Annotated in this window: 26 protein-coding genes and 2 tRNA genes; 15 read left to right on the top strand and 13 right to left on the bottom strand. The window is 69.3% G+C overall.

Annotation, left to right across the window (positions count from 1 at the left end; translation table 11 throughout):
* Positions 1-22: 22 nt before the first annotated feature.
* On the top strand, positions 23-634 hold the full coding sequence (locus AB0B82_RS27490; RefSeq protein ID WP_360174515.1) for a hypothetical protein: 612 nt from the start codon (positions 23-25) through the stop codon (positions 632-634).
* Here the strand turns inward: AB0B82_RS27490 and AB0B82_RS27485 are convergent.
* A complete protein-coding gene (locus tag AB0B82_RS27485; RefSeq protein WP_360174512.1) occupies positions 615-1640 on the bottom strand; it encodes an aldo/keto reductase in 1026 nt (341 codons plus the stop codon). The two genes, AB0B82_RS27490 and AB0B82_RS27485, sit on opposite strands and share 20 nt — an antisense overlap.
* Before the next feature lie 50 nt (positions 1641-1690).
* On the opposite strand from AB0B82_RS27485, the gene AB0B82_RS27480 reads away from it, so the two are divergent.
* Positions 1691-2191, top strand: a complete 501-nt coding sequence (locus AB0B82_RS27480; RefSeq protein WP_360174509.1) for a DUF664 domain-containing protein — start codon at positions 1691-1693, stop codon at positions 2189-2191.
* Here the strand turns inward: AB0B82_RS27480 and AB0B82_RS27475 are convergent.
* From AB0B82_RS27475 to AB0B82_RS27465, 3 genes are read right to left on the bottom strand one after another with little or no spacing between them, the layout of a single operon-like run.
* Entirely contained in the window at positions 2184-3299 is a 1116-nt protein-coding gene (locus tag AB0B82_RS27475) for a hypothetical protein (protein WP_360174506.1), read from the bottom strand. The two genes, AB0B82_RS27480 and AB0B82_RS27475, sit on opposite strands and share 8 nt — an antisense overlap.
* Before the next feature lie 2 nt (positions 3300-3301).
* Positions 3302-4171 (bottom strand): exodeoxyribonuclease III, encoded by an 870-nt coding sequence (locus AB0B82_RS27470; RefSeq protein ID WP_360174503.1) that lies wholly within the window; start codon positions 4169-4171, stop codon positions 3302-3304.
* A gap of 31 nt (positions 4172-4202) precedes the next feature.
* The gene (locus AB0B82_RS27465) at positions 4203-4973 is read right to left on the bottom strand and encodes a uracil-DNA glycosylase family protein (protein ID WP_360174500.1); all 771 of its coding nucleotides are present in this window, start codon (positions 4971-4973) and stop codon (positions 4203-4205) included.
* A gap of 70 nt (positions 4974-5043) precedes the next feature.
* Between AB0B82_RS27465 and AB0B82_RS27460 the strand changes: the two genes are divergently transcribed.
* From AB0B82_RS27460 to AB0B82_RS27435, 6 genes are all read left to right on the top strand, one after another.
* Positions 5044-6549, top strand: a complete 1506-nt coding sequence (locus tag AB0B82_RS27460; protein WP_360174497.1) for an amidohydrolase family protein — start codon at positions 5044-5046, stop codon at positions 6547-6549.
* A gap of 130 nt (positions 6550-6679) precedes the next feature.
* Positions 6680-7567, top strand: a complete 888-nt coding sequence (locus tag AB0B82_RS27455) for a sigma-70 family RNA polymerase sigma factor (protein WP_360174494.1) — start codon at positions 6680-6682, stop codon at positions 7565-7567.
* Between the two features lie 104 nt (positions 7568-7671).
* On the top strand, positions 7672-8211 hold the full coding sequence (locus AB0B82_RS27450) for a hypothetical protein (protein WP_360174491.1): 540 nt from the start codon (positions 7672-7674) through the stop codon (positions 8209-8211).
* Positions 8212-8305: 94 nt separating this feature from the next.
* Positions 8306-8378, top strand: a tRNA-Asn gene (locus AB0B82_RS27445).
* A gap of 165 nt (positions 8379-8543) precedes the next feature.
* Complete coding sequence (locus tag AB0B82_RS27440) at positions 8544-8777, top strand: hypothetical protein (RefSeq protein WP_360174488.1); 234 nt, start codon at positions 8544-8546, stop codon at positions 8775-8777.
* A 136-nt stretch (positions 8778-8913) separates the two neighbouring features.
* Positions 8914-9567: a hypothetical protein gene (locus AB0B82_RS27435; protein WP_360174485.1), complete on the top strand. Its 654-nt coding sequence runs from the start codon at positions 8914-8916 to the stop codon at positions 9565-9567.
* A 151-nt stretch (positions 9568-9718) separates the two neighbouring features.
* Here AB0B82_RS27435 and AB0B82_RS27430 read toward each other — a convergent pair whose 3' ends face one another.
* Positions 9719-9856, bottom strand: coding sequence for a hypothetical protein (locus AB0B82_RS27430; protein ID WP_360174482.1), 138 nt, complete (start codon positions 9854-9856; stop codon positions 9719-9721).
* Between the two features lie 128 nt (positions 9857-9984).
* Here AB0B82_RS27430 and AB0B82_RS27425 point away from each other — a divergent pair.
* A tRNA-Ile gene (locus AB0B82_RS27425) sits at positions 9985-10058 on the top strand.
* Positions 10059-10086: 28 nt separating this feature from the next.
* On the opposite strand, the gene AB0B82_RS27420 is transcribed toward AB0B82_RS27425, so the two are convergent.
* Both AB0B82_RS27420 and AB0B82_RS27415 read right to left on the bottom strand, forming a co-directional pair.
* A complete protein-coding gene (locus AB0B82_RS27420) occupies positions 10087-13032 on the bottom strand; it encodes a S8 family serine peptidase (protein ID WP_360174479.1) in 2946 nt (981 codons plus the stop codon).
* Positions 13025-13447, bottom strand: coding sequence for a hypothetical protein (locus AB0B82_RS27415; RefSeq protein ID WP_360174476.1), 423 nt, complete (start codon positions 13445-13447; stop codon positions 13025-13027). Before AB0B82_RS27415 ends, AB0B82_RS27420 begins: the two co-directional genes overlap by 8 nt.
* A gap of 211 nt (positions 13448-13658) precedes the next feature.
* On the opposite strand from AB0B82_RS27415, the gene AB0B82_RS27410 reads away from it, so the two are divergent.
* Positions 13659-14363, top strand: coding sequence for a hypothetical protein (locus tag AB0B82_RS27410; RefSeq protein ID WP_360174473.1), 705 nt, complete (start codon positions 13659-13661; stop codon positions 14361-14363).
* Positions 14279-14671 (top strand): helix-turn-helix domain-containing protein, encoded by a 393-nt coding sequence (locus AB0B82_RS27405; RefSeq protein WP_360174471.1) that lies wholly within the window; start codon positions 14279-14281, stop codon positions 14669-14671. The genes AB0B82_RS27410 and AB0B82_RS27405 overlap by 85 nt, the downstream gene beginning before the upstream one ends.
* Positions 14672-14712: 41 nt before the next feature.
* On the opposite strand, the gene AB0B82_RS27400 is transcribed toward AB0B82_RS27405, so the two are convergent.
* Together AB0B82_RS27400 and AB0B82_RS27395 are read right to left on the bottom strand one after the other, a co-directional pair.
* Positions 14713-15180, bottom strand: coding sequence for an isoprenylcysteine carboxylmethyltransferase family protein (locus AB0B82_RS27400; RefSeq protein ID WP_360174468.1), 468 nt, complete (start codon positions 15178-15180; stop codon positions 14713-14715).
* Positions 15181-15288: 108 nt separating this feature from the next.
* The gene (locus tag AB0B82_RS27395; RefSeq protein ID WP_360174465.1) at positions 15289-16098 is read right to left on the bottom strand and encodes a hypothetical protein; all 810 of its coding nucleotides are present in this window, start codon (positions 16096-16098) and stop codon (positions 15289-15291) included.
* A gap of 156 nt (positions 16099-16254) precedes the next feature.
* Between AB0B82_RS27395 and smpB the strand changes: the two genes are divergently transcribed.
* Positions 16255-16734 (top strand): SsrA-binding protein SmpB, encoded by a 480-nt coding sequence (gene smpB / locus AB0B82_RS27390; RefSeq protein WP_360174462.1) that lies wholly within the window; start codon positions 16255-16257, stop codon positions 16732-16734.
* A gap of 84 nt (positions 16735-16818) precedes the next feature.
* Positions 16819-17823 carry a phosphotransferase gene (locus AB0B82_RS27385; RefSeq protein WP_360174549.1) on the top strand — a complete coding sequence of 335 codons (1005 nt, stop codon included), beginning with the start codon at positions 16819-16821 and terminating at the stop codon, positions 17821-17823.
* Here the strand turns inward: AB0B82_RS27385 and AB0B82_RS27380 are convergent.
* Positions 17807-18925 (bottom strand): NAD(P)/FAD-dependent oxidoreductase, encoded by a 1119-nt coding sequence (locus tag AB0B82_RS27380; RefSeq protein ID WP_360174459.1) that lies wholly within the window; start codon positions 18923-18925, stop codon positions 17807-17809. The genes AB0B82_RS27385 and AB0B82_RS27380 overlap by 17 nt on opposite strands.
* A gap of 83 nt (positions 18926-19008) precedes the next feature.
* Between AB0B82_RS27380 and AB0B82_RS27375 the strand changes: the two genes are divergently transcribed.
* Positions 19009-19635, top strand: coding sequence for a TetR family transcriptional regulator (locus tag AB0B82_RS27375; protein WP_360174456.1), 627 nt, complete (start codon positions 19009-19011; stop codon positions 19633-19635).
* Positions 19636-19637: 2 nt separating this feature from the next.
* On the opposite strand, the gene dnaG is transcribed toward AB0B82_RS27375, so the two are convergent.
* Positions 19638-21527 carry a DNA primase gene (gene dnaG / locus AB0B82_RS27370; protein ID WP_360174453.1) on the bottom strand — a complete coding sequence of 630 codons (1890 nt, stop codon included), beginning with the start codon at positions 21525-21527 and terminating at the stop codon, positions 19638-19640.
* 40 nt (positions 21528-21567) lie between these two features.
* Between dnaG and AB0B82_RS27365 the strand changes: the two genes are divergently transcribed.
* A complete protein-coding gene (locus AB0B82_RS27365) occupies positions 21568-22431 on the top strand; it encodes a biopolymer transporter Tol (protein WP_360174450.1) in 864 nt (287 codons plus the stop codon).
* On the opposite strand, the gene AB0B82_RS27360 is transcribed toward AB0B82_RS27365, so the two are convergent.
* Together AB0B82_RS27360 and AB0B82_RS27355 are read right to left on the bottom strand one after the other, a co-directional pair.
* Complete coding sequence (locus AB0B82_RS27360) at positions 22428-23669, bottom strand: FAD/NAD(P)-binding oxidoreductase (RefSeq protein WP_360174447.1); 1242 nt, start codon at positions 23667-23669, stop codon at positions 22428-22430. The two genes, AB0B82_RS27365 and AB0B82_RS27360, sit on opposite strands and share 4 nt — an antisense overlap.
* 47 nt (positions 23670-23716) lie before the next feature.
* Positions 23717-24946 carry a deoxyguanosinetriphosphate triphosphohydrolase gene (locus AB0B82_RS27355; protein ID WP_360174444.1) on the bottom strand — a complete coding sequence of 410 codons (1230 nt, stop codon included), beginning with the start codon at positions 24944-24946 and terminating at the stop codon, positions 23717-23719.
* Positions 24947-25737: the final 791 nt, after the last annotated feature.

Genomic DNA, 25737 nt, shown 5'->3' with positions numbered 1-25737 from the left:
GATCTCCAGGCGGGAGGGGGTCATGCGCACGGATCCACTGTCCTTCGACCCGGTCCTGGTCGGCAACCGGGAGGCGGACGCCTGGGCCGCGTACTACCGGCACGAGTGGCGTAGGTTCCTCGTCGCCGCGGTCGGAATGGTCGCCGCGGGCCTCGGCATGCCACCGCATCGGACACTCGCCGCAGCGTGGTTCGTACTACGTGCCAACCAGGTGTGGTCGCCGTACCCGGACAACCGGCCCGATGCGGCCCGCGCGTACATGCGCCGCTTCTACGAACTCGCCGCGCGGTCAGGCGTGTCGTTGGAGCCGGCCGAGGCGGCACGGCTGGAGGTCGAGTGGTGGCGAGTCCACCGCGCGTGTCAGCACGAACCGGGCGTCACCGTGGACCACATCATCGAGGCACTCGTCGACCTGTACGCGTACGTGTACTGCGTCGAGCGGGACGCCGTACGGGAGGCAGCGGTGAAGCGGGTCGAGGCGATGGACCTGTCGGACCAGTGGGTCCACGCGGGCTGCCGTCGCGACGACCCGCTGCTCGCACGGGAGCGGCGCGCGCTGGTCGCGTCGTACGCCGCTCTCCGTGCTGCCGTCGAGCGTCAGCCTCCCGTGCGGACTATGCGCGTCCGCCGTTGATCGGGCGACCGCGCTGCGCGACCCCCGGTCCGCCGTACGGATAGTCAGCGGCGCCCGGGTCGCTTGCCTCGTCCAGTTTCGCGGTCTCCTCCGCGGTGAGGTGCAGGTGCGCCGCGGCCAGGTTGTCGTCGAGCTGCTCGATCGTGCGCGCGCCGAGGATCACGGAAGTCACCGCGGGCCGGTCGACCAGCCACGCCAGCGCGACCTGCGCCATCGACACGCCACGGGCCTCGGCGATCTCGCGGACCGCGTTCACCACGTCACGGACCCGCTGGTTGCGGCTGCGGCGGTACCAGGACTCGACGCCACGATCCGGGTTCTCGCCGAGGCGGGTCGCGCCGGACGGCTCCTCGTCGAACGAGTACTTCCCGGTCAGCCAGCCGCCGCCGAGCGGCGACCACGGCAGCAGACCGAGCCCGTTCTCCTGCGCGGCCGGCACGATCTCCCACTCGATCTCCCGGACCAGCAGGTTGTACTGCGGCTGCAGCGTGACCAGCCGCGACCACCCGCGGTGCTCGATCAGGTCACACGCCTTCTGCAGCTGCCACCCGGTGAAGTTCGACAGACCGCCGTACGAGATCTTGCCGGACCGGACGGCGTCCTCGAGGAAGCTGAGCGTCTCCTCGAGCGGCGTGACCGGGTCCCAGGCGTGCAGCTGGTACAGGTCGACGTGGTCCACGCCGAGTCGGCGCAGCGACGCCTCCAGCGCCCGGCGGAGGTGCCGGCGGGAGGTGCCGACGTCGTTCGGGCCGTCGCCGGTCGGGAACCGGCCCTTCGTAGCGAGCACGACATCCGCGCTCGACTTCGCCAGCCAGCGGCCGATGATCTCCTCGGACACGCCGCCGGTGTACACGTCCGCGGTGTCGACGAAGGTACCGCCCGCCTCGACGTACCGGTCGAGCTGCGCGTGCGCCCCGGCCTCGTCGGTCTCGTTGCCGAACGTCATGGTGCCGAGCGCGTACGTCGAGACGACGGCGCCGCTCGCGCCCAGAGTGCGAAGTTCCACCGGTTGCTCCTGTCGTTGAACTGTCCGTTCCGAAGACTACGGTGGCCGGTATGAAGACAAGTGACGTACTCCTCGACGCACACAGCCGGGTGCAGGAGGTCCTGCACGACGTCGTGACCGGTCTCGACGACAAGACGCTCGCCACCAGGCCGAACGACACGGCGAACTCGATCGCCTGGCTGGTCTGGCACCTGACCCGGGTCCAGGACGACCACCTGGCGGACGCGGGTGGGTACGAGCAGGTCCACACCGCCGACGGGTGGTACGAGCGGCTCGGCCTGCCGTTCGACGCCGCCGACACCGGGTACGGGCACAGCGCCGACCAGGTCGCGGCCGTAAAGCTCTCCGCGGACCAGCTCCTCGGGTACTACGACGCTGTGCACGCGCGGACCGTCGAGTTCCTGCGCACCGTGACCGACGAGGGTCTGGACCGGATCGTCGACCGCAGGTGGAACCCGCCGGTCTCGCTCGGGGTGCGACTGGTCAGCGTCATCGACGACTGCGCACAGCACGCGGGTCAGGCGGCGTACGCGAAGGGCCTGCTCAGCTGAGGTCGTGGTGCCACAGTGAGCTGCCCGCAATCAGGTAGAGCTTGTGGTCCGGTAACAGGGCGGCGGCGGTGACCTGGCCTTCCGGTCCTGCCGTGTCCTGCTCGGTCCACTGCCCGTCCTGACCGGTGAGCACCTTCACCTTGTTGTCCTGAGCAACGGCTTGGACGATCTCGTCGCCGTCGACGATCGGCGGCGGCAGCTTGTCCTTGTCCCCCACGGCGATGTCGGGGACACCCTGCAGCCGCTGCGCTTCACCGGACGCATTCAGCCGCCAGAGCGCGAGTTTTCCGTCGACGGAGCCGGCGATGACGCAGTCCGTCGTGCAGGTTGCGGTGCTCGCCATGCTGCGGGTCCCAGGGTCGGGTAGCGGGATGCGGGTCCAGCCCTGGTTCAGCTTGGCGGACCGCCAGACCGCGGCCTCCTGCGCGACGGTGTTGGGCGCCAGCCGGACCTGTGAGCCGACGAGCACGATGCTGTCGCCGAGCGTCGTACCGTACGCCGGTCCGACCAGGAGTGCCGGCGTACTCTGCAAGGCGGTCTTCGTCGGGTCCTGACGGGTCCACTTGTCGTCGGGCTGCGGCAGCCAGACCATCGCGTCGTTGCCGGTCTCGACACCACCCCAGGTGCCGAGCAGGGCGCCGCCGCTCGGGGTCAGTACGGCGCTGAACAGGTCGCCGGCGGTTTGACCGCCGAAGGTCCAGAAGTTCTGCGGACGTTCGACGAGGCCGGTCTGCGGTGTGCCGGTCCAGACCGTCCACCGGGTGTTGGAGTGCGCGCCGCCCGATGCTCCACCGAGCGCGAGCAGTTGTTTGCCGTCGTACGCGATCGAGTACCAGATGGCTTCGAAGGCGTACGGGCTCGCCGGGTTCGGTTTCACCGCGATCGGCGTACGCCCGCCGGTGCCGTCGAGCATGACGAGCTCCGGGACGACCTTGGCGTCCCGGTTGCGCAGGCCGACGAGCAGCCGGCCGCCGTGGGCCGTCAGCGTGACCGGCTCGGCCGGGCCGACGTCGATCTGCGTCCAGTCGGCCAGCGGTTGCGGTTTGTCGTCACTGCAGGCAGCGAGCATCGCGAGAACCAGGATCGCGACGACAGTGAGACGCCGCATGGTCACCGGCTCTGCGGAAGCTTGGTGGTCTTCTTGCGGCCCGTCCGCGGCGCGGAGGGCGGCGGGACGACCGGGCCGATGTCGCCGTCCGGCGCGGTGTCCAGGTCGACGATCACCGGGGCGTGGTCGCTCGGGCCGGTGCCCTTGCGCGCCTTGCGGTCGATCCAGGCGGCCTTGACCCGATCTGCGACCGGCCCGGTCGCGAGCATCAGGTCGATCCGCATCCCGAGATCCTGGTGGAACATGCCCGCGCGGTAGTCCCAGTAGCTGAAGATGCGCTCGTCCGGCCAGCGGTCGCGGACCACGTCGTGCAGGCGCTTGGCGGCCATCAGGTCCGCGAGCGCCTGCCGCTCCGGTGCGGTGACATGTGTCTGGCCGACGTACGCCGCCGGGTCGAACACATCGGCATCGGTCGGTGCGATGTTCATGTCGCCGCAGACGATCTGGTCTCCTGGCCCGGCGGCGACAACCTCAGTGAGCGCGGCGAGCCAGGCCAGCTTGTAGTGGTAGTGGTCGGAGTCCGGCACCCGGCCGTTCGGCACGTAGAGCGAGTGGATGCGGACGCCGCCACAGGTTGCGGCCACCGCGCGGGCCTCCGGATGCGGGAACCCGGGCGCGCCCGCCACGCCGGTCACCACGTCCTCGAGGCCGACCTTGGACAGCAGCGCGACGCCGTTCCACTGCGGCTCGCCGGAAAGCGCGACGTCGTACCCGCGGCTGCTCAGCTCGTCGCCGAGCAGCTTCGTGAACGCGTCGTCCGCGAGCTTCGTCTCCTGCAGGCACACGACGTCCGGCTGCCGCTCGTCGAGCCAGTCCAGCAGCCGCGGCCTCCGCTGCTTGACCGAGTTCACATTCCACGTGGCGACTCGCATCCGACCAAGGTAGCGCCCGCCGGGGACAGTTTCAGCCGAGCTTCGGCGCCCGCCAGACCAAGGTGTTCAGCAGGTCGCTCGCGGGCCGCTCGACGCTGTTGTTGTGCCGCGGTTTGTCCTTGCGTCCCCACGCATCGTCGCCCAGCCAGGGCGGCACGCCGAACGGCAGGTCGCGCTGCGGAATCGGCGCGTAGTCCGCCTCGGTGAACTTGGTGCCGTAGTTGGGTACTTCGATGGTGTCGTCCGGGGTGACGATGCCGCGCAGGTCCGTGATCGCCTGCCGCCAACTGTCGAGCAGCACCTTGGCGTTGCGGCTCGACGGATGCGGCACCTGGAACACCGGCACATCGGGCTTGCCGTCCCACAGTTGGACCGCCGTCCGGGCCTGACCGCCGAACGCCACGATCGCCTGCAACGGCGGGCCGACGATCAGGTCGAGCAAGGTGTTGCGCCACGCGAGGTGGTCAGCGCGGGACAACAGCGGTGTCGCCTGCTGCGCGCGGGACGGCCGAAGCGCGTAGGCGTACGCATTGACGAGCGTGTAGCTGTGGGTCAGGCCGAGCTTGCGCAAGAAGCCCTGCACCCGTTGCCCGGCATCGCCGACCAGCGTGCGGCCCGCGACCCGCTCGGTCGGCCCGGGGTCGGACGCGATCGCGAGCAACCGCGCCGTACGGTTCATGCGGCCGCGGTAGAAGACCGGACCCCAGTCGTACCAGAACAAATCCCGGAAATCCGCGTAACTCGGCAGTTTCGCCAACTGCCGCGCCACCGCGGCCGGCGGGCCCTGATCGAAATCGCCCATCGAACTACCTCCCCCTCGGCGATACTCTCTTTCCAGGGGCGGCACGGGGAATTCTACGGGAGGGTGCGCGATGTTCGTACTGCGTGGAACCGTGGTGACGATGCGGCCGGACGGGGCGGTTCTTTCCGGCGGCGCGGTGTACGTGGCGGACGACGGACTGATCGCCGCCGTCACACCGGCCGATCCGGAACCTGAGGGTTTTTCGGATGCGCCGCGGATCAGCGCCGGCGGATTGATCTGCCCGGGCTTCATCGACCTGCACAACCATTTGATGTACAACAGTTTGCCGTTGTGGACGGAGCCGTCGCGGACCGTCCCGTGGACCTCACACAACCAGTGGGGCCGCGCGCCGACGTACAGCGCGCAGATCAGCAAACCGGCTCGGTTGCTCGGCGCGACCGCGGGCCGCGCGCTGCTGCGGTACGTCGAGACGCGCGCAATCGTCGGCGGGACGACGTCGATCCAGGGCAACCCGCGCGGCGCCGTACCGCCCGACAACGACCTGATCCGCAACATCGACTCGGAGAAGCTCGGCACCGGCGAGGACTTCATCCGGGTCAGCACATTGGTCGCGGACAATGCGGAAGCGTTGGCGCCGTACGCCGCGGCGGTGGCGGCCGGGCGCGGATTCATCGCGCATTCGGCGGAGGGGTCGGATCCGCGGCTGCGTTCGGAGTTTCGCTTGCTCGCCGATGTGGGGGTGGTGAAACCGCAACTGGTCGCCATTCACGGCGCGGCGTTGAATGCCGACGACTTCGCTGCCATGAAGGCGGGGAATTCGAGTCTGGTGTGGTCGCCGTTCTCCAACTACTGGCTGTACGGCGCGACCGCGGACGTGAAAGTTGCTCACGGAATCGGCGTGCGTTTGTGTCTCGGATCGGACTGGGGTCCCTCGGGCACGCACAATGTTCTGTGGGAGTTGAAGGTCGCCGACCTGTGGAACAAGGCGCACTCGGTTTTCACCGACGAAGAACTGGTGCGGATGGTGACCTCGAATCCCGGCGAGGCATTGTCCGGAGTTTGGCCGCGGCCGCTCGGCCGGGTCGAACGTGGCGCGCTCGCTGATCTGGTCGTTGTGCGACCACGTGCTGGGGTCGGTCCGTATCGAAGCATCATCGAGGCGACGGAGGCCTCGGTACGGCTGGTCGTCGTGGGCGGACGGGCTCGGTACGGGCTCCGCTCGCTGATGGCCCGGCTGGCGCCGGCCGCGACGCCGATCCGGGTCGGGCGGCTGTCGCGGGCGATCGACTACGGGGATCCGGCGGTGACCTGGGCGACTGTCGTGGCGGAACTGGAGAAGGTGCGATCGGATCCGGAGGGGGCTTCGGCGCGGGCGGCCGCCAACTTCGCGGCGCTGGGCGCCGACGGTTTCGGCGACACGTTCGTGCTGCTGCCGGACATGCCGGCGCCGGAGCTCGAGGACGAGTTCGCGCGGGGCGACGCGGCAGACGGGACGCCGGAGCCAGTCACGATCCCGCCGCTGGAGCCGCTGACGACCGGGCGGGCCTGGCTCGACGCGGTGGACGCGAATCCCTTCCATCAAGGACTGCTCAGCGGGCTGCGGGCGTACGCCTGACGTGGCGTAGTTATCCACATACTCGAAGTCACCGGTCCATCGGTGACCGAATCGCGGCACTCTCTTTGGCAAGGAGATCGGCCGGGCCGGAGAGCGGCTCTGCCCGGGGCTCGGCGGCGAGAGGGACCGGATGGGAGAGCTGGACTGCGAACCGGCGGATGTGACCGCCCTGGTGGCGTATCTGCGCGACATCGGGCGGCACGAACTACTGACATCGGAGGAGGTGAACGAGCACTCGTACTGGATCGAGGCCGGCCTGCTGGCCGCCGACCGGCTGAACGGTGACCCCGGGCGGCACGATCGGGCCGACCTGCGGCAGGTCGTCGCGCTCGGTCAGGACTCGTGGCGCCGGATGATCGAGGGCAACCTGCGCCTGGTCGTGTCACTCGCCCGGCGGTACGGCGGGAAGGGCATCTCGCTGCTCGACCTGATCCAGGAGGGCAACATCGGGTTGATGCGCGCGGTCGAGCGGTTCGATCACCGCCTCGGCCACCGCTTCTCCACGTACGCGATCTGGTGGATCCGGCAGTCGATCGGGCGCGCGATCTCGGACCGGTCCCGCCTGGTCCGGATGCCCGCCCAGGCGTACGCCGACGCGTCCCGGGTGGCCACCGCGCGTCAGGATCTGACCCAGGACCTCGGCCGCGATCCGACCGCCGCGGAGCTCGCGCGGGCAACCGGCCTGAGCATCGGGCGGATCGAGCGCGCCCAGGCGTGGCGCGTACAACCAGAAACCCTGGACCTCGGCGACGACTCCGACCCGATCATCGACGACGACCCAGTGGTGCTGCGAGCTGCGCTCCGGCGGGATCTCGCCTACCATCTCGACTTCCTCGACGACCTGCAACGCAACATCCTGCACCGCCGCTACGGCCTGCACGGCCACGTCCCGTCCACCCCCGAAGAGATCGGAGCCCAACTAGGCCTGAACGCAGCGAAAGTCCGCGCCCTGGAACGCGAAGCCCTCCGCCAGCTCCGCCGCCGAGCCCTCCCGCAACTCCGGGACTACGTCGCCTGACCCCGGCTCGGCCGTCCTTGACAGACGGCTCGTTTGTGGCCTCATGGATGAACTGGCTGTTGCCTGGCGAAGGGACTGCTTGGGAGGGCTGGAATGATGTCAGTGTGAGACTTCTGCGTACGCCATGGCCGCGCGAGCTGAGCGAGGCCGTGTCGGCCGCTGCCCGCGAGTCGACCGGGCGCAAGGAGGACGTCCTGGCGGCAGTCCAGCTGACCAACGGTCGCTGGGTCGCCGGCACCCGGGCAGCCGTCTACCTGCCGTCGGACTCAGCCGACGCCGACCGCCGGGTCGGCTGGGAAAGGATCGAGCGCGCCAACTGGGACTCCGAGGCTTCGGTGCTGCACGTCTTCGAAACCACCGACTACGGCACACCACTGCGCGCCACCGAGCTCAAGGTCGAGGACCCAGGACGCTTCGGCCAGCTCCTGCGTGAACGGGTCGACGCGAGCATCGTCGTCCAACGTCACGTTCCACTGGCCGGCAAGCGCGGCGTCCGCATCGTCGGCCGTCGCAACCCCGCGACCACCGACGCCGAGATCACCTGGAACTGCGTCCTGGACAAGGGCTTGGAACCCAGCCACCCCGGCGTCGTCGAAGCCGCAGAAGCGGCCCTCCAGCAAGTCCGCGACGAGTTCGGAATCTGACCTGGCAGCGTTCCGAATCCCGTTTTTGTAGTTCGCCGCGCGCCTGCTAACCTACTCAGGTCCTCGGGGATCGAGGACCTGAGCATCACCCCGATCCCGCGTAGCTCAATTGGCAGAGCAGCCGGCTGTTAACCGGCAGGTTACTGGTTCGAGTCCAGTCGCGGGAGCAACCCAGCCGAGTTTCCTTCTCAGGAGCTCGGCTTCTGTGTTTCTGGTCGAACCCTTCGTCTTCTGGTCCCGCTAGTCGGCTTCCCCGCCAGGTACGTTGTTGGGATGACGTGGTGGGGTTGGGTGGGACTGGTCGGCGGACTGCTGAGCCTGACCGCCGAACCATGCGCGTCACGGTCACCGATGGCATCTCGTACCTGGCCATCGATCCCGGCCCGACCGGAATCCGCCTACGCAAAGGCGAATCGGCTCTCGCCGCCGTCTCCTGGTCGAACACCACAGAAGTTGCCGAAGACAAGGCCTCAGGCACCTATCTCGCCGGCGCCCGCCGCACCGGCGACCGCCCGACCATCTGGCCGGTCGACATCAGCCTCGGCACCACGCCAAGATCACGCTGACCGCCTGGTGCCGGAAGTTCCCCACCTGACCCGGCAGAAGATTCTTTGCGCGCCCATTGGACTAGACCACGATCTGTGGCGTACGTTCCTCCCCAGATCCCGAGGGGGGCCTCGGGGATGGAGGGGAAGGAACCCTGTGAACATCAAGAAGGTTTTCAGCACCAAGGGCGGCCGTCTGCTGGTTGCCGCCGTACTCGGCGCCGGCGTTCTCGTCGGTGTCACGGTCGCGGCCAACGGTGCTGTCCGCCCGGACTGCAAGACCCTGTCGTACCCGCTGTGCGCCCGTTCGGTCGCCGCGAAGCAGGTCGTCGACAACAGCATCCCGGCCGGCAAGCTGGTTCCCGCCGATCGCGCCGCGTTCCTCAAGGACCTCGGCAAGGCCGGCGTCACGAAGAACTTCGAGCCGGTGACGATCGCGAAGATCGGCGGTTCGTTCAAGACCAACAAGACCGCGGTCGGCGAGTTCACCCTGCAGCCCGGCACCTGGCTGCTGAACTCCACCGCCGTCTTCGCCCGCACCGTCGCCGGCGAACCGGGGACCCGCCCGCAACTCGCCCTCCGCGTCGGTGCCACGACCGAGGCCTTCGGCGAGGACTTCGGCACCATCCTCGGCGCCGAGATCTCCCCCGCCAAGGACCGCGAACTCACCGGCTCCACCGTGAAGGTCGTCACCGTCAAGCAGGCCACCAAGGTCGGCGTCTACGCCTTCGGCTACAACGACGACGCCAGCGCCGCCGGAAGCGCCCAGATCACCGCCGCGGCCTCAATCGCCGCAGTCCAAATCGGCTGACCACCCGCACCACAACCGAGGCCCTGGCCCGCACCCCGCGGGCCAGGGCCTCTGGTGCCGGTTGTGAAGGCGGCGCACGTCAAGTCAAGGTGTTGCTCCGGCCTGCTGACTCGGCAGGGACCGGAGCTGCACCACGCTGAGGAGGAAGCTCCTACTTCCCCTTCTTCCGGTCGATCGCCCGCTGGATACGGTGCTGCGGCTGACCGAGAATCTTCGCGAGCAGCGGTACGCGGTACTTGTACGCCGCGATCGCGCCCACCACGAGCACCAGGAAAATGAACCAGCCCATCGGTGTTCCCTTCGTCCGGACCTGCCTCCATCATGCCCGGTCCGCCGTACCCACCCCTCAGTCAAACCCCTGACCCACCCCTGGTTTCGCACTCCACCCCCACCCACCAGATACGATCTGCCGCACATGGGGCGGTAGCTCAGCTGGTTAGAGCAGGGGACTCATAATCCCTGGGTCACGGGTTCGAGTCCCGTCCGCCCTACGGTATGACGAGGCCTGATGCATGACGGTCAGCCGATGCGGTAGGCGCGGATGACGGTTTGCTTGACGGTGTTGCCGCGAGTGTCTGTTGCGTGCGCGCGCAGGGAGACGAATCCGGCCGCCTTCGGGTGTCGCAGTCTGGCCATGAAGCGTCCGCCGGGTCCCTGTGCGACCATGTGCGCGGGCTGCCAAGTTGCGCCGTCGTCGTAGCAGACGTCGACGGCGAGGTCTCTGACGGTTCCTGCTGCCGAACCGGGCTGTGGCTCGGCCAGGACCGGCAGCGTAAAGGTGCGTCCGGCAGGCGCGGCGTTGTGTGCGTCGAGGTCCGGCGCGAAGCGAAGCGTCGTCAGCGGCAGCGGTTTCGGCCGCTCGCCGGCGACCGTCGCCGACCGGAACGTCCAGTCGGCCGTCACACGCGTCGACAACGCGTGTGGGGCCCCTCGTTCAGCTGCCACAACGAGACGGTACAAACCGTCAGCCGCGGTCACGTCTGCCGTCAGGCCGGTCGGGCACAGCTCGTCGAGTGCGATCGCCGGCGGGAGGTCGTCGCAGTCCATCCGGTAGCCGGAACGCGGCGCCGCGGCGACCTTCACGCCGTTGCGATACAGCGTGGTCGATTCCTGCGTGGTCGCGGCATCGCCGATCCGGCCCGCACCGTCAGCGAAGGTCGGGGGCCGGACGACCATCGTGTTGCCCACGCGCCGGGCCCAGCCGCCATGAGTCGGAGCAGCGACCGACGGCGCGAAAACGCCCTCGTTGACGGCCTCCGTGTAGCGCCGCGGTGGAACGTAGTGCTTTGGCTCCTGCACGGACGCAGCCAGCTCCACCAGGCCTGGCGCCATTTCGAGGAAGTGCCGCTCCCACCGAACACGCTCGTTGTTGTAGTGCTCTGTGCGCTTGAACGGCAGCGGGAAGGACATCTCGAGGGAGTTCGGTGCGTCGGCGCCGTTCTCCCGGGTCCCGTTCATCGACACAGCACCCCGTGCGCCCTGCGCCTGCGCCGCGTAGGTGGACGTCACGGTGGCCAGCTGATTGGCGCGGACGCGTTCCACCGAACCGCTGTAGGCCCGGCCCGAACCGAACCAGTTCAGGAAATACACCTCAGGACTGTCAGCCAGCGACCCGTCTGCGCGAGGACGGCTCCAGGTGGTCGAGAGCTCGGTGGTGACACCGTCGTAGTCACGATTCGGTCCGGCTTGGCCGAAGTGTTCGCCGGCGAACGGGTCTGACTGGTCGTACTTCCCGGTCATCAGGTAGGCGTAGTCGGCAGTCGTCGAGCCCAACTCGTCCGTGTACGTCTTGGGCATGCTGGTGGCCACCTCCGCGAACCGCAGCCGAGCCCTCGGGTCGGGCAGCGTGATGCTGATCGGCCGCGCCTTCCGCGCGTCGACGATCACCTCCTGATCGGGCCTGTCGACAACCAGTTCGGGCTGCACCAGCAGGCTCGAGTGTTCGTCGGTCTCGATGCCGTGCACAACGATGTGGCGGCCGGCTCGCAGCCGTAACTCGGTTCCGTCCGCGTCGACAGGTGCGGAGATATAGGCGTAGGAGGACCGGTCGAGCCCGAACGCGAAGGCATAGGCGTACGCAGGGCCCGCTCCCGGACGCGGCACCTGCCGCAGCGTCACATCGAAGGCCGCCTGGTCGCGCAGAAGGCCGACCGGTGTCGACACCCTGGCGGCGGCCCCTGCCGTGGCGACGAGCCGGCCGCCGACGTACCCCTCCGGGACCTCGACGCGCGGAACGACGGTCACCTCAACCTGGGCCGATCCGTTCGCTGGGACCGTCACCTCGTCGGCGCTGAGCTGGAACATGCCGGCCGGAGCGGGCGCCCCGTCCGACGTGGTTGGAGCGAACGACAGCTTCAGCGTAACTGGCTCCGAACCCGAGTTGCGGTAGGTGACCGCTCGCGTGACCGGAGCATCGGGCAGGTCCCAGACCCGACCGAACATCACCGCACTCGGCGCGGCGACCACCGTCTCGGCGACGGCCCGGCCGATGTCGAGCAGTCCGGCTCCCTGCGCAACGGACGGCGCCTCGGGCAACGGCGAGGCCGCACCGACCAGACCGGACTTCAGCTGCGCCGCCGACCAATCCGGGTGGCGCTGCGCGAGCACGGCGGCGGCGCCCGCGACGTGCGGCGTCGCCATCGACGTTCCGGAGAGCTCCAGATAGGGCCCGGAGCCGGGGGACGCGCTGCTACGGGCCGCCGTGATCCCCACGCCAGGCGCTACGATCTCCGGCTTGACCAGCCCGTCGACGTCGCCGCGACTGGAGAATGACGCGATGGCGCGATCGTCGTCGACCGCGCCGACTGCGAGGGCCGAGGGTGCGCTGGCGGGGGACGAGACGTTCGAAGCCGCACCGAGATTGCCGGCTGCGGTCACGAAGAGTACGTCGTGACTCGCCGTCAGTCGTTCGACCGCCAACTCCATGGGGTCGAGGCCCGGCTGGTTCCAGCCGCCAAGGCTCATGTTGACCACCTGCGCCCCCTGCTCGGCTGCCCATTCCATGCCCTCGAGGATGGCCGACGTCAGGCAGTCCTGAACGCCGCAGACCTTGCCGTCGAGCAGCGTCGCGCCCGGAGCCACTCCTCGGTAGGCACCACTGGATGCGGCACCGGTGCCCGCGATCGTGGCCGCGACGTGCGTGCCGTGGCCGCCGACGTCGGCCTGGCCTTCGCCCGTGAAGTCCTTGCTGGCGCGGACCTTGCCCACGAGATCGGGATGCCCGGCGTCGACACCGGTGTCCAGGACGGCCACGGTGCGGCCCGTACCGTCGTACCCGGCATCCCATGCCGGCGGCGCACCGACGAGATTGCGGCTGGTGTCCAGGGCCAGCGGTATGCGCGCGTCGAGCCAGACGCGAGCCTCGTCATCGGCCGTCACGCTGTCTCGCAATCGCGGCCACAGGCGATCGAGGTGATCGGCGTCGGCGCGCAGGGCAACACTGTCCACCGCGCTCAGCTCACGCACCACCTCGGCACCCTCGAAACCCTTGGCCGCGACCCCCCCCCGGCGCCTCAACCCCGGTGACGACGAGGCCGATCGCTCCTGCGTCGCTGTCGGCGTAGCCGGACTCGATCAGCGACGCCACGTCGAACAACCGAAGATCCAGGCGGCCGGTGCCCAGAGGGCGCAGTGCGTCCTGAGGAACCAGGTGCAAGCGGCCGCCGACACGGAAGCGGTGAATCCTGGCGCCTGCTCGCACGGGCTCACGGACGATCACGCGCTCCGCGGCCGTGCCAACACCGAGGACGGTGAACCGGTCCCCGGTGATCAGCGTGACGTCGTGCCGCTCGACCGCTCCTGGTTTCGCAGCCGTCGAAGGCTCTGCCCGGTCCGGGGTCGCGGCCGCCGCAGACGGCGCCTGCGGGCCGCCGATCGCCACGGGCCCGACCACGGCTGCGGCCGCCGTGATCATGGCCGCGGTTAGTGTCGTCATCCGACGCATAGATTCGTCTCTCCGTTCTCTGGCGTGCGCTGCCGAGTCCCCCGTCGCACCTGTTGCAAACTTGCCACAGTGGTGACGACCTAAGGCTGGCGGCAAACCGCCACGGCCACTGCCCGCCAGACGGTCGCCCGGGCGAGACGGAGGCGTGGTGTTCGAGGTATTGGGGCTCGGAGAGCCCGCGGAAACCGTCTATCGCACGCTCATCGACATGGGTTCCGCCGACGACACGGAACTCGCCGGCACACTCGGCATGACCCGAGGCGACGCCGCGGCCGCATTGGCGGACCTCGAACGACTCGGTCTGGCAGCGCGCTCAGGCACGAACCCCGGCCGTCATGTGGCTTCGCCACCCACGGTCGCCCTGGCCGCGCTCCTGGCACAACGCCATGACGATCTCAAGCGGGCCGAGATCGCCATGGCTGCCCTCGCCGAGGCCTACCGCCGGGCCGAGGTCGAACACCGCGCCGGCGAGGTGGTCGACGTCGTCTATGGCGATCAGGCCGTCACGCAGCGGTTCCTGCAGCTGCAAGCCGCGGCCCGCACCGAGGTGCTCTCCTTGACCAAGTCCGACGTGCTCGCCGTTCCCGGTGAGGAGAACACCACCGAGCCCGCTGCGGCCCGGCGCGGCGTGCGGTTCAACGTGGTCCTCGAGCGCGCCTCACTGGCCCGGCCGGGCGTGGTGGCCGGTGCCACCACCGCCCTCGCAGCGGGCGAACAGGTTCGCGTGGTGCCCGAAGTACCATTCGGCTGCTGGTCGTGGACCGCGAGATGGCGCTCGTCCCGCTGCTCGGTTCGCCATCCCGCTCGGTCGATGCGCTGCTGGTCCACCAAAGCGGCCTACTGGACGGGCTGATCGCGCTGTTCGACGAAGTGTGGCGAAAGGCGACGCCCCTCGTGCTGGACCGCGGTTCAACCATCAGCTCGCAGGCTGAGGGTCTGACCGAACTCGACACCCGCATCTTCGCGCTCCTGCTCGCGGGCCTCACAGACCGCGCCATCGCCCATCAGCTCGGGGTCTCTCTCCGCACAGTGCAACGACGAGTCAAGTTCCTGAAGGATGCCGTCGGCGCCGAGACCCGGCTCCAACTGGGGTTTCACGCAGCGCGCAACGGTTGGGACGCCCCACGACCGCAGCCGTCGCCCGGGACCACACGCCCCTGACGGCGCTTGGCCTCGTCCACTCGCGGTGCGAGCGAACAGCGCTACAGCCAGCGGCGTACGCGGCGGGCGTACTCGTCGTACCGGGGGCCGAAGCGGGCGTGGAGGAATCGTTCTTCGGGGAGGATCGCGCCCCAGAGGACGAGGGCGACGGCGGCCGGGAAGAGGGCCAGGCCCCAGAAGGTGGGGATCAGCAACGCGAGGCCCAGGTAGAGCGCGAGGAGTCCGACGTACAGCGGATTGCGGGAGAGACGGTACGGACCCTCTTCGATCACGGCGCTCGTCGACTGGCCTGGGAGCAGACCGGTGCGGCGGCGGGCGAACAGCCGCAACGACCACCCGTTCCAGGCGACGAAGAGCAGCACGAGCATGCCGCCCACAGGTATCCGCCATCCGGCGAGGCCGACCGGATCACCCCAGATCGCGGTCACCACCCAACCCACGACGAGCGGTGCACCGATCGCGATCGGCGGCCACAGCCGGAACGCGACCGTATTCGGATCGTCTGCCACACCGTCATTGTCGCGCGGTACAACGGCGCGCCGGTCTGTAACGCTGGTCCCTGGCACGAACAGGTTGTGATCTTGGCGGAAACGCATCGAACGCTGTGCGGCAGAGTCCTAAGCCGAGGTGGTGGCGGTGGATCTGTGGCCGGTGATCCAGATTGCTACGGCGATTGCGGTCGCCCAGGCGACGGCGAGCCGGCCTGGGGCTGTGCCGAGGCTGCCGAGGAGGTCGGGGTGTCGCGCGCAGGTGATGCCGAACCAGATGGCGGAGGCGGTCGAGGGCACGATCGCGAACCACCAGGTGGGCATGCGGTTCGCCATCGCGAGTACGGCGACGGCGGCTGATGCCGGGACAGCGAGAGCGAATCCGGCCTGCATGGGCAGGTGTTTCAAGCCCCACGTGTCGTCGTCGTCCACCCCGGCGCGGGCCAGCGCCAGGACATCCCACGCGTGCACCAGGGCCACGCCGAAGCCGAGTACGACCAGTGCGGCGACCGGCCAGAGTGCTGGCGTCGTCCGTACGGCGTGGATCGACCAGCCCTTCCGAGTACGCCACATGCGCGGAAACGCTGCGGATGCTGCCACGAGGAATGCCACCAGGATCTGGCCGGCCGCAACCGCCGCAACGCCTGTCACCAGCAGCGCCGCCGCGACCGCGGCGATCTGCGGTCCGACCCATCCCGCCGGGCGGACGGCCCACACGATCAGCGGCAGCGGTATCAGGACGGTGTAGAGCAACCCCCAGCTCGTTTCCAGCACGATGAACGGGCGGAAGCTGCTCGGGAACTCAGCGGGCATGATGCCCACCAGCAGATCGATGAGCCCGAAGAACAGCAGCACCCACCACGCGGCAGCAACGACCGCAACCGTACGAGCCAGTACGGTCCGGCCGGCGCGCCCTCCCTCGCGTGGCCTTGTCGCCATCGGCTCATTGAACCACCGCAGACTCAGGTTGTCGTCGCTATAAACGTGACGAGAGTGCTGGTCGCTCCCAGCGGACCCGTGGCACAGGTCGTGGGCAAGCATCGCCCCCGGGAATCTCCTTGGCCTGAGTGTTGGCGGGTCAGGCAGTATTGGGGGGTGAAGAAGGGCGACAGTGAGCCGGTGGTGGCGCGGAATCGGCGGGCGGCACACGACTACCAGTTGGGTGAGTCGTGGGAGGCCGGGATCGTGCTGCAGGGGCCGGAGGTGAAGGCGCTGCGGGCGGGGCGCGCGTCTTTGGCCGGCGGCTTCGCGATGGTCGAGAACCGCGAGCTCTGGCTGCATGCCGTGCACATCCCGCAGTACTCGCAGGCCCGGTGGTTCGTCGAGGGGTCGCGCCGGAAGCGGAAGCTGTTGTTGCACCGCGCGCAGATCGACAAGATCGAGCGGAAGGTGAACGAGGGCGGGCTGACGATCGTGCCGGTCAGCCTGTACTTCAAGGACGGCCGCGCGAAGGTCGAGATCGCGCTCGCCCGCGGCCGCAAGACGTGGGACAAGCGCCAGGTCCTCGCCGAACGCGACGCGCAACGCGAGGTCGAGCGCGCGATCAACCGCCGCCGCAAAGGCCGCACCGATTGAGGCACCCATGGGTGCGGGGCTGATCAACCACACCCGGCCATGTTGATGTTTTGCGTGAAGCGATCGACGGTGTGACGGGGAACGATCCTGACTGATCTCAACGGAACTCTGGAGGATGCGTACGGCGTCCGTGCGACGGAGCTGGTCCGAATCCAGGCCGGCACCAACACGGTCAACTACCGGGTGGTCGACGCGGACGGACGGCGGTGGTTCGCCAAGCTCTACAGGGGCGATCCGCAACGTGAGCTGGCGGCAATCGAGCTGTCGGAGTTTGCCCGGCGCGGCGGGGTCCCGACGGCGGCGGTACGGCGTACGCGTGCCGGTGGGCTGATCGACGAGCGTACGCCGATGTCGTTGTGGGAGTACGTCGACGGTGAGACGGCTGAAGGTCGAATCTCCGGGACGAGGTGGAGTGCGGTCGGAGCCGTACTGGGGCGGTTGCACCGGCGGCTGGCGGAGCACCCAGCCGCGGCGCCGACGCGGCGGCCCGCCGTGCAGGTGCGCGACATTCGACGGGCCGGGCAGTCCTTCGCACGAGTGATCGAAGGGTATGCGGGGCGGCCGTGGCTCAGCCCGTTCGAGCACTGGGCCTGGGAGGCGGCGAAGGAGCGGCGGGCCCTGCTCGATCGGGCCGGGGCAATCCTGGCGGAGTTGCCCGAGCTCACGATGCAGATCGTCCACGGCGACCTTGCCTCTCCGAATCTGATGCTGCGCGACGGCGAGGTCGCCGCCGTGATCGACTTTCAGCCGCCGGGCCCGCGCTTCACCGCCTGGGAGGTTGCGAGGATCGGCTGTGACCCGCGGACGGTGGTGCTCGGCGACGGCTGGATCGACGGTCTCGCCGAACTGCTCCTCGCCTATCGCGACGAATACCCGGCCGCACGCGAGGACGACCTGCTGGCGGTGGTCGCAACCGGCTGCGCCTACACGCTCGCCTCCACCTACCCGTTGGCCGAGCCGCTTGACGATCCGGCGGCAGTGACGCCCTCGCTCGAGCTCTACGCGCGCGCCCGGCACGACGCTGCGCTCGTCATGCTTCGCTGCCTCCCCGAGGTCCACGAGTCCATCGGCTTCAGGCTGCGATCGTGACGTTGAACATGCGTTCGGCGTTCTGGAGGGACTCGGTGACGGCCTTCTGCCCGTTCGCGACCATCTCCTGCTGATAGATCGCGAGGTCCTCCCCCGAGATCAACGCCTGCGTCAAACGCGCGGCATCCCAGAGGGCTGTGTTCGCGCCGGCGCCGGCTGCCGGGGTCATCGGATGGACAGCGTCCCCGAGCAGCGTCACGCGCGCAGATGTCCAGGTCGGGACGGTAATGCACGTCCGCAAGGTGATCGGGAAGGCAGCGTCCGGCTCACCACGAGCGATCAGCGCGCGAATCGTCGGATGCCAGTCGGTCACCGATCGCGTGAACAATGACCACAGCTCGGGCGCAGCCATCCCGAAGAGCTCGTCGTCCGATGCGTCGAGGAGCGAGTTCGTCCCGACCAGGACGGCCATCAGATAGTCGCCGTACTCGGCGGGCGGCTCGCGGAACAGGGTCGGCGCGAACGCCACCCCCAACCCAGTGGGGCCGCTCGCGTAGCAGAACCCGCGCAGGAACGCCTCCGGAGCGAGTGCGCGAACCTCCGGCGTCACCGGCACCTTTCCGTAGACGCAGCGCACCCCGATGTCGACGACATCGAAGTCCGGCAGCAGCTGCGAGCGCACCACCGATCCGACGCCGTCGGCCCCGACCAGGACGTCGACGGCCGCGGACGACCCGTCGGCGAACGAGATCTCGACCCCGTCCTGCCCCTCGGCGTACGACGTGAACTGCTTGCCGAACCGCAGTACGTCGTCGAGCCCGGTCATCAACGCGCGGCGGAACGCATACCGATCCACCGAGGTGACCGCATCCGGCCCGGCGATCGGAAACACCTGCTCGAACTGCGAGTCCAGCTGATGGTCGAAGCCGGCCACGAGATCACCCGGCTGGGTCGCCGTCGCGATCACCCGTCGCCGCACCGCCGACGGCAGCGTCGCGGCGAGCGCCTCCTCCCCCACCGGACTGATGTGGATCCGGTAGCCCTGGTTGCGGTGCTGCGGCGACGGATCGCGCTCGTAGACCGTGACGTCGACGCCCGCTTTCAGCAGGCCCTGCGCGAGAGTCAGGCCGCCGATCCCGGCACCCATGATCGCTACCCTCATCGAACACTCCAATCATCCGTACAGAAAACTTTGTCATCCGTGTGGTTGATTAAGTTAGCACGCCGGATGGAAGGTCCGCTACTATGACTTTCGTGCGCAGATCACCGGAGCCCGAGCAACGGCAGCGCGACCCCGAGCGCAGCAAGCAGCTGCTGCTGGACGCCGCGGTGGTCGAGTTCGGCGCGCACGGGTTCGCCGGCGCGCGGGTCAGCGAGATCGCTGCCCGCGCAGGCGTCAACAAGCAACTGATCTCGTACTACTTCGGCGGAAAGGAGGGCCTGTTCCGCGCCGTCGCCGACCGCTGGCGGGCCAGTGAGCCCGAGCTCACCGCCGACGCGGAGTCCTTGGGCGATGTCGTCGGCGCCTACGCGGGTGCCGCGATCGCGCAGCCGGACCTGTTGCGGCTGCTCGTCCGCCAGGCTGTCGATCGCGACACGAGTGACTACGACCGGGAGGGTCAGGCTGCCCGGTTCCGGGCGATGGTGGAGGACTTCAAACGCCGGCAGGACGAGGGCGAACTCGCACCCGATCTCGACCCGCGGCATGCGGCGCTCGCGCTGTTCGGTCTGGCCTCGGCGCCGGTGGTGTTCCCGCAGATCGCCCGCGCGCTCGGCCTCGACCCCGACAGCGAGGAGTTCGCCACGGAGTACAGCAACCAGACCGCCCGCCTGGTCGCACGCCTGAAGGACATGCCCGAGGACACGCGCTAGATCTAGATCGCCCCGGAGATCGCCCGGTTCCGCAGCTCGGACTTGTAGGCCTCGAGCGCGATCAGCTCGCCGAACATCCGGTTGTACTCGTCCGGGCGGTCGATCGGATTCGTCCGCTGCAGCTTCGACTTCAGGTCCTGGATGCGTCGCGCGCAGGTCAGCTCCTGCAGCCGCGCGAGCAGCGCCAGCGCGTACGGCTCGTCCGGCTCCCGGCCGAGGCGCAACGGGTCGACGGCCAGCGCGCCGACGACCGCGGCGGCCGGGTCGTTCCCGACGGCTTCGCGGACGGCGACCACCCAGGCCTCGCCGGGCGGCGCGGCGGCCGGACCACCAGCCTTCTCCATCGCGGCCCGGATCGCGGCCAGCCACGGGTGGGTGAAGTCCTGGTCGTCGAGCTCGTCGAACGCGGTACCGACCAGGGCCGGGTGCTGCATCGCGACCTTCAGCACGTCCCACTCGATCACGAACCGCTGGTCGCGCGGCGACGGTACGTCCGCGCGCCGGACCGTGACCTGCTGCCCCTCAGCGGCCGCCTGCGAAGGCGCTGCCGCGCCACCTCGCGACGCCGCCTTGTAGACCTCGGAGCGCACCTGATCCTCGTCCATCCCCAGATGTCCGGCGAGCTCGCGCGTGAACGCGTCCACCTTCGACCGGTCCCGGATGCTGATCACCAACCGGGCCGCATCGCGCAGCGCATCGACCCGGGTGTCGGCCCGGTCCAGGTCGTACTTCGCGAGCACATTGCGGAGCACGAACCGGTACAGCGGAACGCGCCGGCCGATCAACTCGCGGACCGCGGCGTCACCCTTCTGCAGGCGTAGGTCGCACGGGTCCAGGCCGTCCGGCTCGACCGCGACGTACGTCTGCGCGGCGAACGCCTGGTCGCCGGAGAACGCCTTCACCGCGGCCCGCTGTCCCGCCTCGTCGCCGTCGAAGGTGAAGATCACCTCGCCGCGGAACTGATCGTGGTCGAGCAGCAGCTGCCGCAGTACCCGCGCGTGGTCGTCGCCGAACGACGTACCGCAGGTGGCGACCGCGGTCTGCACGCCCGCGAGGTGACACGCCATCACGTCGGTGTAGCCCTCGACGACCACCGCCTGGCGCCCCTTGGCGATCTCACGGCGCGCCAGGTCCACGCCGTACAGAACCTTGGACTTCTTGTAGATCGGCGTCTCGGGCGTGTTCAGGTACTTCGCTTCGATCCGGTCGTCGTCGAACAGCCGCCGCGCGCCGAACCCGATCACATCGGACGACGCGTCCCGGATCGGCCACATCAACCGGCCGCGGAACCGGTCGTACAGCCCGCGCTGCCCGTCGGCGGCCAACCCGGACGCGACCAGTTCGGCGTTCGTGAAGCCGCGGCCGCGGAGGTGGCTGACCAGGGCCTCCCCGCCGCGCGGCGAGAACCCGACCCCGAAGTGCACCGCGGCGTCCTTGTCGAAGCCGCGCTGGTCCAGGAACTGCCGGCCGATCGACGCCTCGGGGGCCCCGAAGAGATGGTCGGCATAGAACTCCGCGGCGATCTTGTGCGCCTCGACGAGCCGCGGACGCTGGTTCCCCGGGCCGCGTTGCACCGGCGCGCCGCTGTCCTCGTACCGCAGCTGGATACCGGCCTTTGCCGCGAGAATCTCGACCGCCTCGGAGAACGTGACCTGGTCGATCTTCTGGACGAAGTCGATGACGTCGCCGCCCTCCTGGCAGCCGAAGCAGTAGAAGAACCCCCGGGCCGGGGTGACGTTGAACGACGGCGACTTCTCGTCGTGGAACGGGCAGAGGCCCTTCAGGTTGCCCCCGCCGGCGTTCTTCAAGGTCACGTACGAGCCGACGACGTCGTCGATCCGGGCGCGCTCGCGCACCAGCGCTATGTCCTCTTCCTTGATCCGGCCTGCCACCCCGCGAGTCTATCCTTGCGCATCACGTAGGTTGACGGGTATGCCACGTACTCTTCGCCCAGGTCAGCGTTCCGAGCTGTACGTCGTCGACGTCGCGACCGGGACCCACCGGCTGGTGTTCCGCTCCGACGACGTGCTGTTCGAGGCCCCGAACTGGCTCCCCGACGGCACGCTGGTTGTCAACGGCAACGGGCTCCTGTACCGGGTGGGCGACGGCCTGGAACCGATCGAGCTCGGCGGGGTGCCGGCGATCAACAACGACCACGTGGTCAGCCCGGACGGCCGGACCGTGTACGTCTCGGCGGCCGACGGTCACGTGTACGCCGTACCGATCGAGGGCGGACCGGGTCGCCGGGTGACCAACGACCGCGGGCCGGAGTTCCGCCACTACCTGCACGGGGTCTCGCCGGACGGTACGACGCTGGCGTACATCGGACTGGAATGGGTCGGCGAACGGCGGATCACCAACGTCTGGACGATCCCGAGCGCGGGCGGCGCCGACGTCCAGGTGACCGACGACGAGTTCGCCGACGACGGCTCGGAATACGGCCCGGACGGTGAGTGGATCTACTTCAACTCGGAGCGGGCCGGTCACGCGCAGTTGTTCCGGATCCGGGTCGCCGACGGCACAGCCGAGCAGTTGACGTCCGACGAGCAGGTGAACTGGTTCCCGCACCCGGCGCCGGACGGCTCGGCGATCGCCTACGTGAGCTTCCCGCCCGGCACCGAGGGGCATCCGGCCGACATCGAAGACGTCCGGCTGCGGCTGCTGACGAAGGACGGCGAGGTCCGGGAGCTGACCAGCCTGTTCGGCGGCCAGGGCACGATGAACGTGCCGAGCTGGTCGCCGGACAGCACCGCCTTCGCCTACGTCACCTACCCGATCGAAAGCTCCCCGATCTAGATCTCCGCGAGGTCCACCGAGGTGTCGGCCAGCCGCGCCGGGTCGACCTGCTTGCCGGAGCGGATCAGGCTCTGCACCGCGTCGATGGCACCCCACGTGTTGACGTGCATCCCGGCCAGCACCCGGTGGTCCTCGCCGAGCCAGAACGCCAAGTAGGCGCCGGACTTCGGGTCGCCGCGCAGGACGATCTCGTACGACGTGCCGCGCGGGACGTCCCCGGCGTACTCCATGCCGAGGTCGAATTGGTCGGTGAAGAAGAACGGGATCGCGTCGTGCGCCACGTCCTGACCGAGCATCGCCTTGGCGGCCGAGGCGCCGGTGTCCTTCGCGTTCTGCCAGTGCTCGACGCGGACGGACCGCCCGAACAGCGGGTGGTCCCAGCGAACCACGTCGCCGGCCGCGTACACATCGGCGGCGGAGGTCTGCAGGTCCGGACCGGTGACGATGCCGGATCCGTTGTCGCGGGTCGCGACCTCGATCCCGGCCTGCTCGGCGAGCTCGGTGTTCGGCTGGACGCCGACCCCGACCACCACCAGGTCCGCCGGGATCACCTCATCGCCGCCGACCTTCACACCGGTGACCTTGTCGGTCCCTTCGAAGCCCTCCACGCCGGTGCCGAACCGGAACTGCACGCCGTGCTGCCGGTGGAACTCGGCGAACAGCTCGCCGATCTGCTCCCCGAGCACCGACGCCAGCGCCGTCGACTGCGGCTCGACGACCGTCACCTCACAGCCACGCTCACGCGCGGCCGACGCCGCCTCGAGACCGATCCAGCCCGCACCCACCACGACCACGCGCGGCTTCGCGGCGTACGCGTCGGTCAGCGCCTGCGACTCCTCTGCCGTGCGCAGGTAGTGCACCCCAGGCAGGTCGGCGCCCGGTACGTCGAGGGTACGCACCCGGCTGCCCGTCGCGATCAGAAGTTTCGTGTACGGCACCTGGGAACCGTCGTCGAGCGTGACCGTGTGCGCGGCCGGGTCGATCGCGGTGGCGGTGCTGCCGAGGCGCAGCTCGATCGCGTTGTCGTCGTACCACTGCTGGTCGTGCAACTGCGCGGAACTGGTCTCGTCCTTCCCGAGCAGGACGCCCTTCGACAGCGGCGGCCGCTCGTAGGGCAGCGACTGCTCGCTGCCGATCAGGACGACGCCGCCGCTCCAGCCGTCCTTCCGCAGGGTCTCCGCGGCGGTCGCCCCCGCGAGACTCGCACCGACGATCACGATCTGCTCTGCATCAGCCATGACCGAACCATAGTCCTCGCGACCCTGTCGGCGCGGGGTCGGGCGAGTCAGCGTTCGACCAGCTGGGCGTGCCAGGCCTGGGCCGAGGGGTCGGTGAGCGACGCGACCTGGTCGACCACGACGCGGAGGCGGGCGTCGTCGTCGGCCGCCGTCTCGAAGTCGGAGCGGAACGCGACGTCCAGGTGCCGCGGAGCCGTCTTCCACAGGGCCTCGACGAGCTCGGTGAGTAGCTCGCGCTGCAGGGCCCGGCGGGCCTGCCGCTCGGGCGAGTTGAGGACGTGGTGCATGCCGATGCCCTTGAGCAGCCCGATCTCGGTCCGGACACCGTCCGGCACGACCAAATCGGCCTCGTAGCGGATCAGGCGCGAGCGACCGAACACGGCATGCGTCGCCTGCTCCGCGGCGGTCGCGAACCGCCCGATGAGCTGACTGGTCAGGTCCTTCAGCCCGCCCAGCGCACGCCGGCTGTCGTCGAACGCCGCACTCGGCCAGTAGTGCAACGCCTTCAGTCGCGCCCAGCCCTCGTCCAGCTCGGCATCGGTTGCCTGAGGCAAATACATCTGCCGGACCGTCGCCCAGTACGGCGCCGGGTCGGCGTCCACGGTGGCGAGATCGATGTGATGCGCGACGATCCCGTCCTCGACGTCGTGCACCGAATACGCTACGTCGTCGGCGAAATCCATCACCTGCGCCTCGAGGCAGCGTCGCTCCCCCACGCCTTGGCGCAACCACGTGAACACCGCGAGATCGTCGTCGTACACCCCGAACTTGCGCTCACCGGCGCGTCGCGGCCACGGGTACTTCGTCGCGGCGTCAAGCGTCGCGCGGCTGAGATTGAGGCCGACGCTGCGACCCTGGGCGTCGAACGTCTTCGACTCCAGCCGGGTCAGCAACCGCAACGTCTGCGCGTTCCCCTCGAAGCCGCCGATGTCCGCGGCGATCTGGTCCAGCGCCCGCTCGCCGTTGTGCCCGAATGGCGGATGGCCGAGATCGTGCGACAGGCAGGCAGCGTCCACGATGTCCGGGTCGCAACCGAGCGTCGAGGCCAGCTCGCGGCCGATCTGCGCGACCTCGAGGCTGTGCGTCAACCGGTTCCGGACGAAGTCGTCGCTGCCCGCCGTCGCGACCTGCGTCTTGGCCGCCAGCCGGCGGAGCGCGGCACTATGCAGAACGCGCGCCCGATCACGAGCGAACGCCGTCCGCCCCGGCCGTTTGACCGGCTCGGCGACCCAGCGCTCCGCGTCGTGCTCGTCGTACCACTCGTGCTGCTTCCTCATCACAACTCACACTAGCCGCGCCCACCGACATTCCCGCGCGGGCGATGCGGGCGGGGTTCGTGCGATGGGTCAACCCCTCGTGTTGGGCGTTCTCTGCTGGTGTACGAGCAGACAACCCCCAACACGAGGGGATATCTGGGTCTCCTGACTGATCCGTGGCGGGTCCGGACCCGGGTGACCGGGTCGGCGCCCGCGCTGTACGCCCGCGCGTGTCCCCGCAGCCGGGGCTTGAGCCCCGCCCCGGGGACAGCGAACACCCATCCGGGAACCGTGCACCTCCCCCGGGACCATGCACCTCCCCCGGGACCGTGCACCCCATCCGGGGACCATGCACACCCATCCGGGACCCTGCACAGCCGCCCGGGACCTTGCACCCCCAGCCGGGACCCTGCACACCCAGCCGGGACCCTGCACACCCAGCCGGGACCCTGCACACCCATCCGGGACCGTGCACACCCAGCCGGAACCGTGCACACCCAGCCGGAACCGTGCACACCCATCCGGGACCTTGCACACCCGCCCGGGACCTTGGACAAGCAATAACCAGTCCACACCCACCACAACCTGTCCAAGCTCCCGTCTCCAGCCCGGCACGACCACCGGCGCCACGACCGGCGCAGCCGACCTCATACGAGCCGATCTCCGCTCGTGCGCCGTGCCGCGGCCGAAGGAGGTTCTGGGTTTCCGCCGCACGGTGGGTTCACCCACCGTGTTGTGGGTTCCGCACCCTTCACACCGGTCAGGAACCCACCGCACGATGGGTGAACCCACCGTGCGGGAACGCGCGCGAC

The organism is Kribbella sp. NPDC048915, assembly GCF_040649595.1.
Classification (GTDB): Bacteria; Actinomycetota; Actinomycetes; order Propionibacteriales; family Kribbellaceae; genus Kribbella.
The sequence above is the reverse complement of the archived record's forward strand: the minus strand, read 5'-3'. Positions and strand labels throughout refer to the sequence as shown.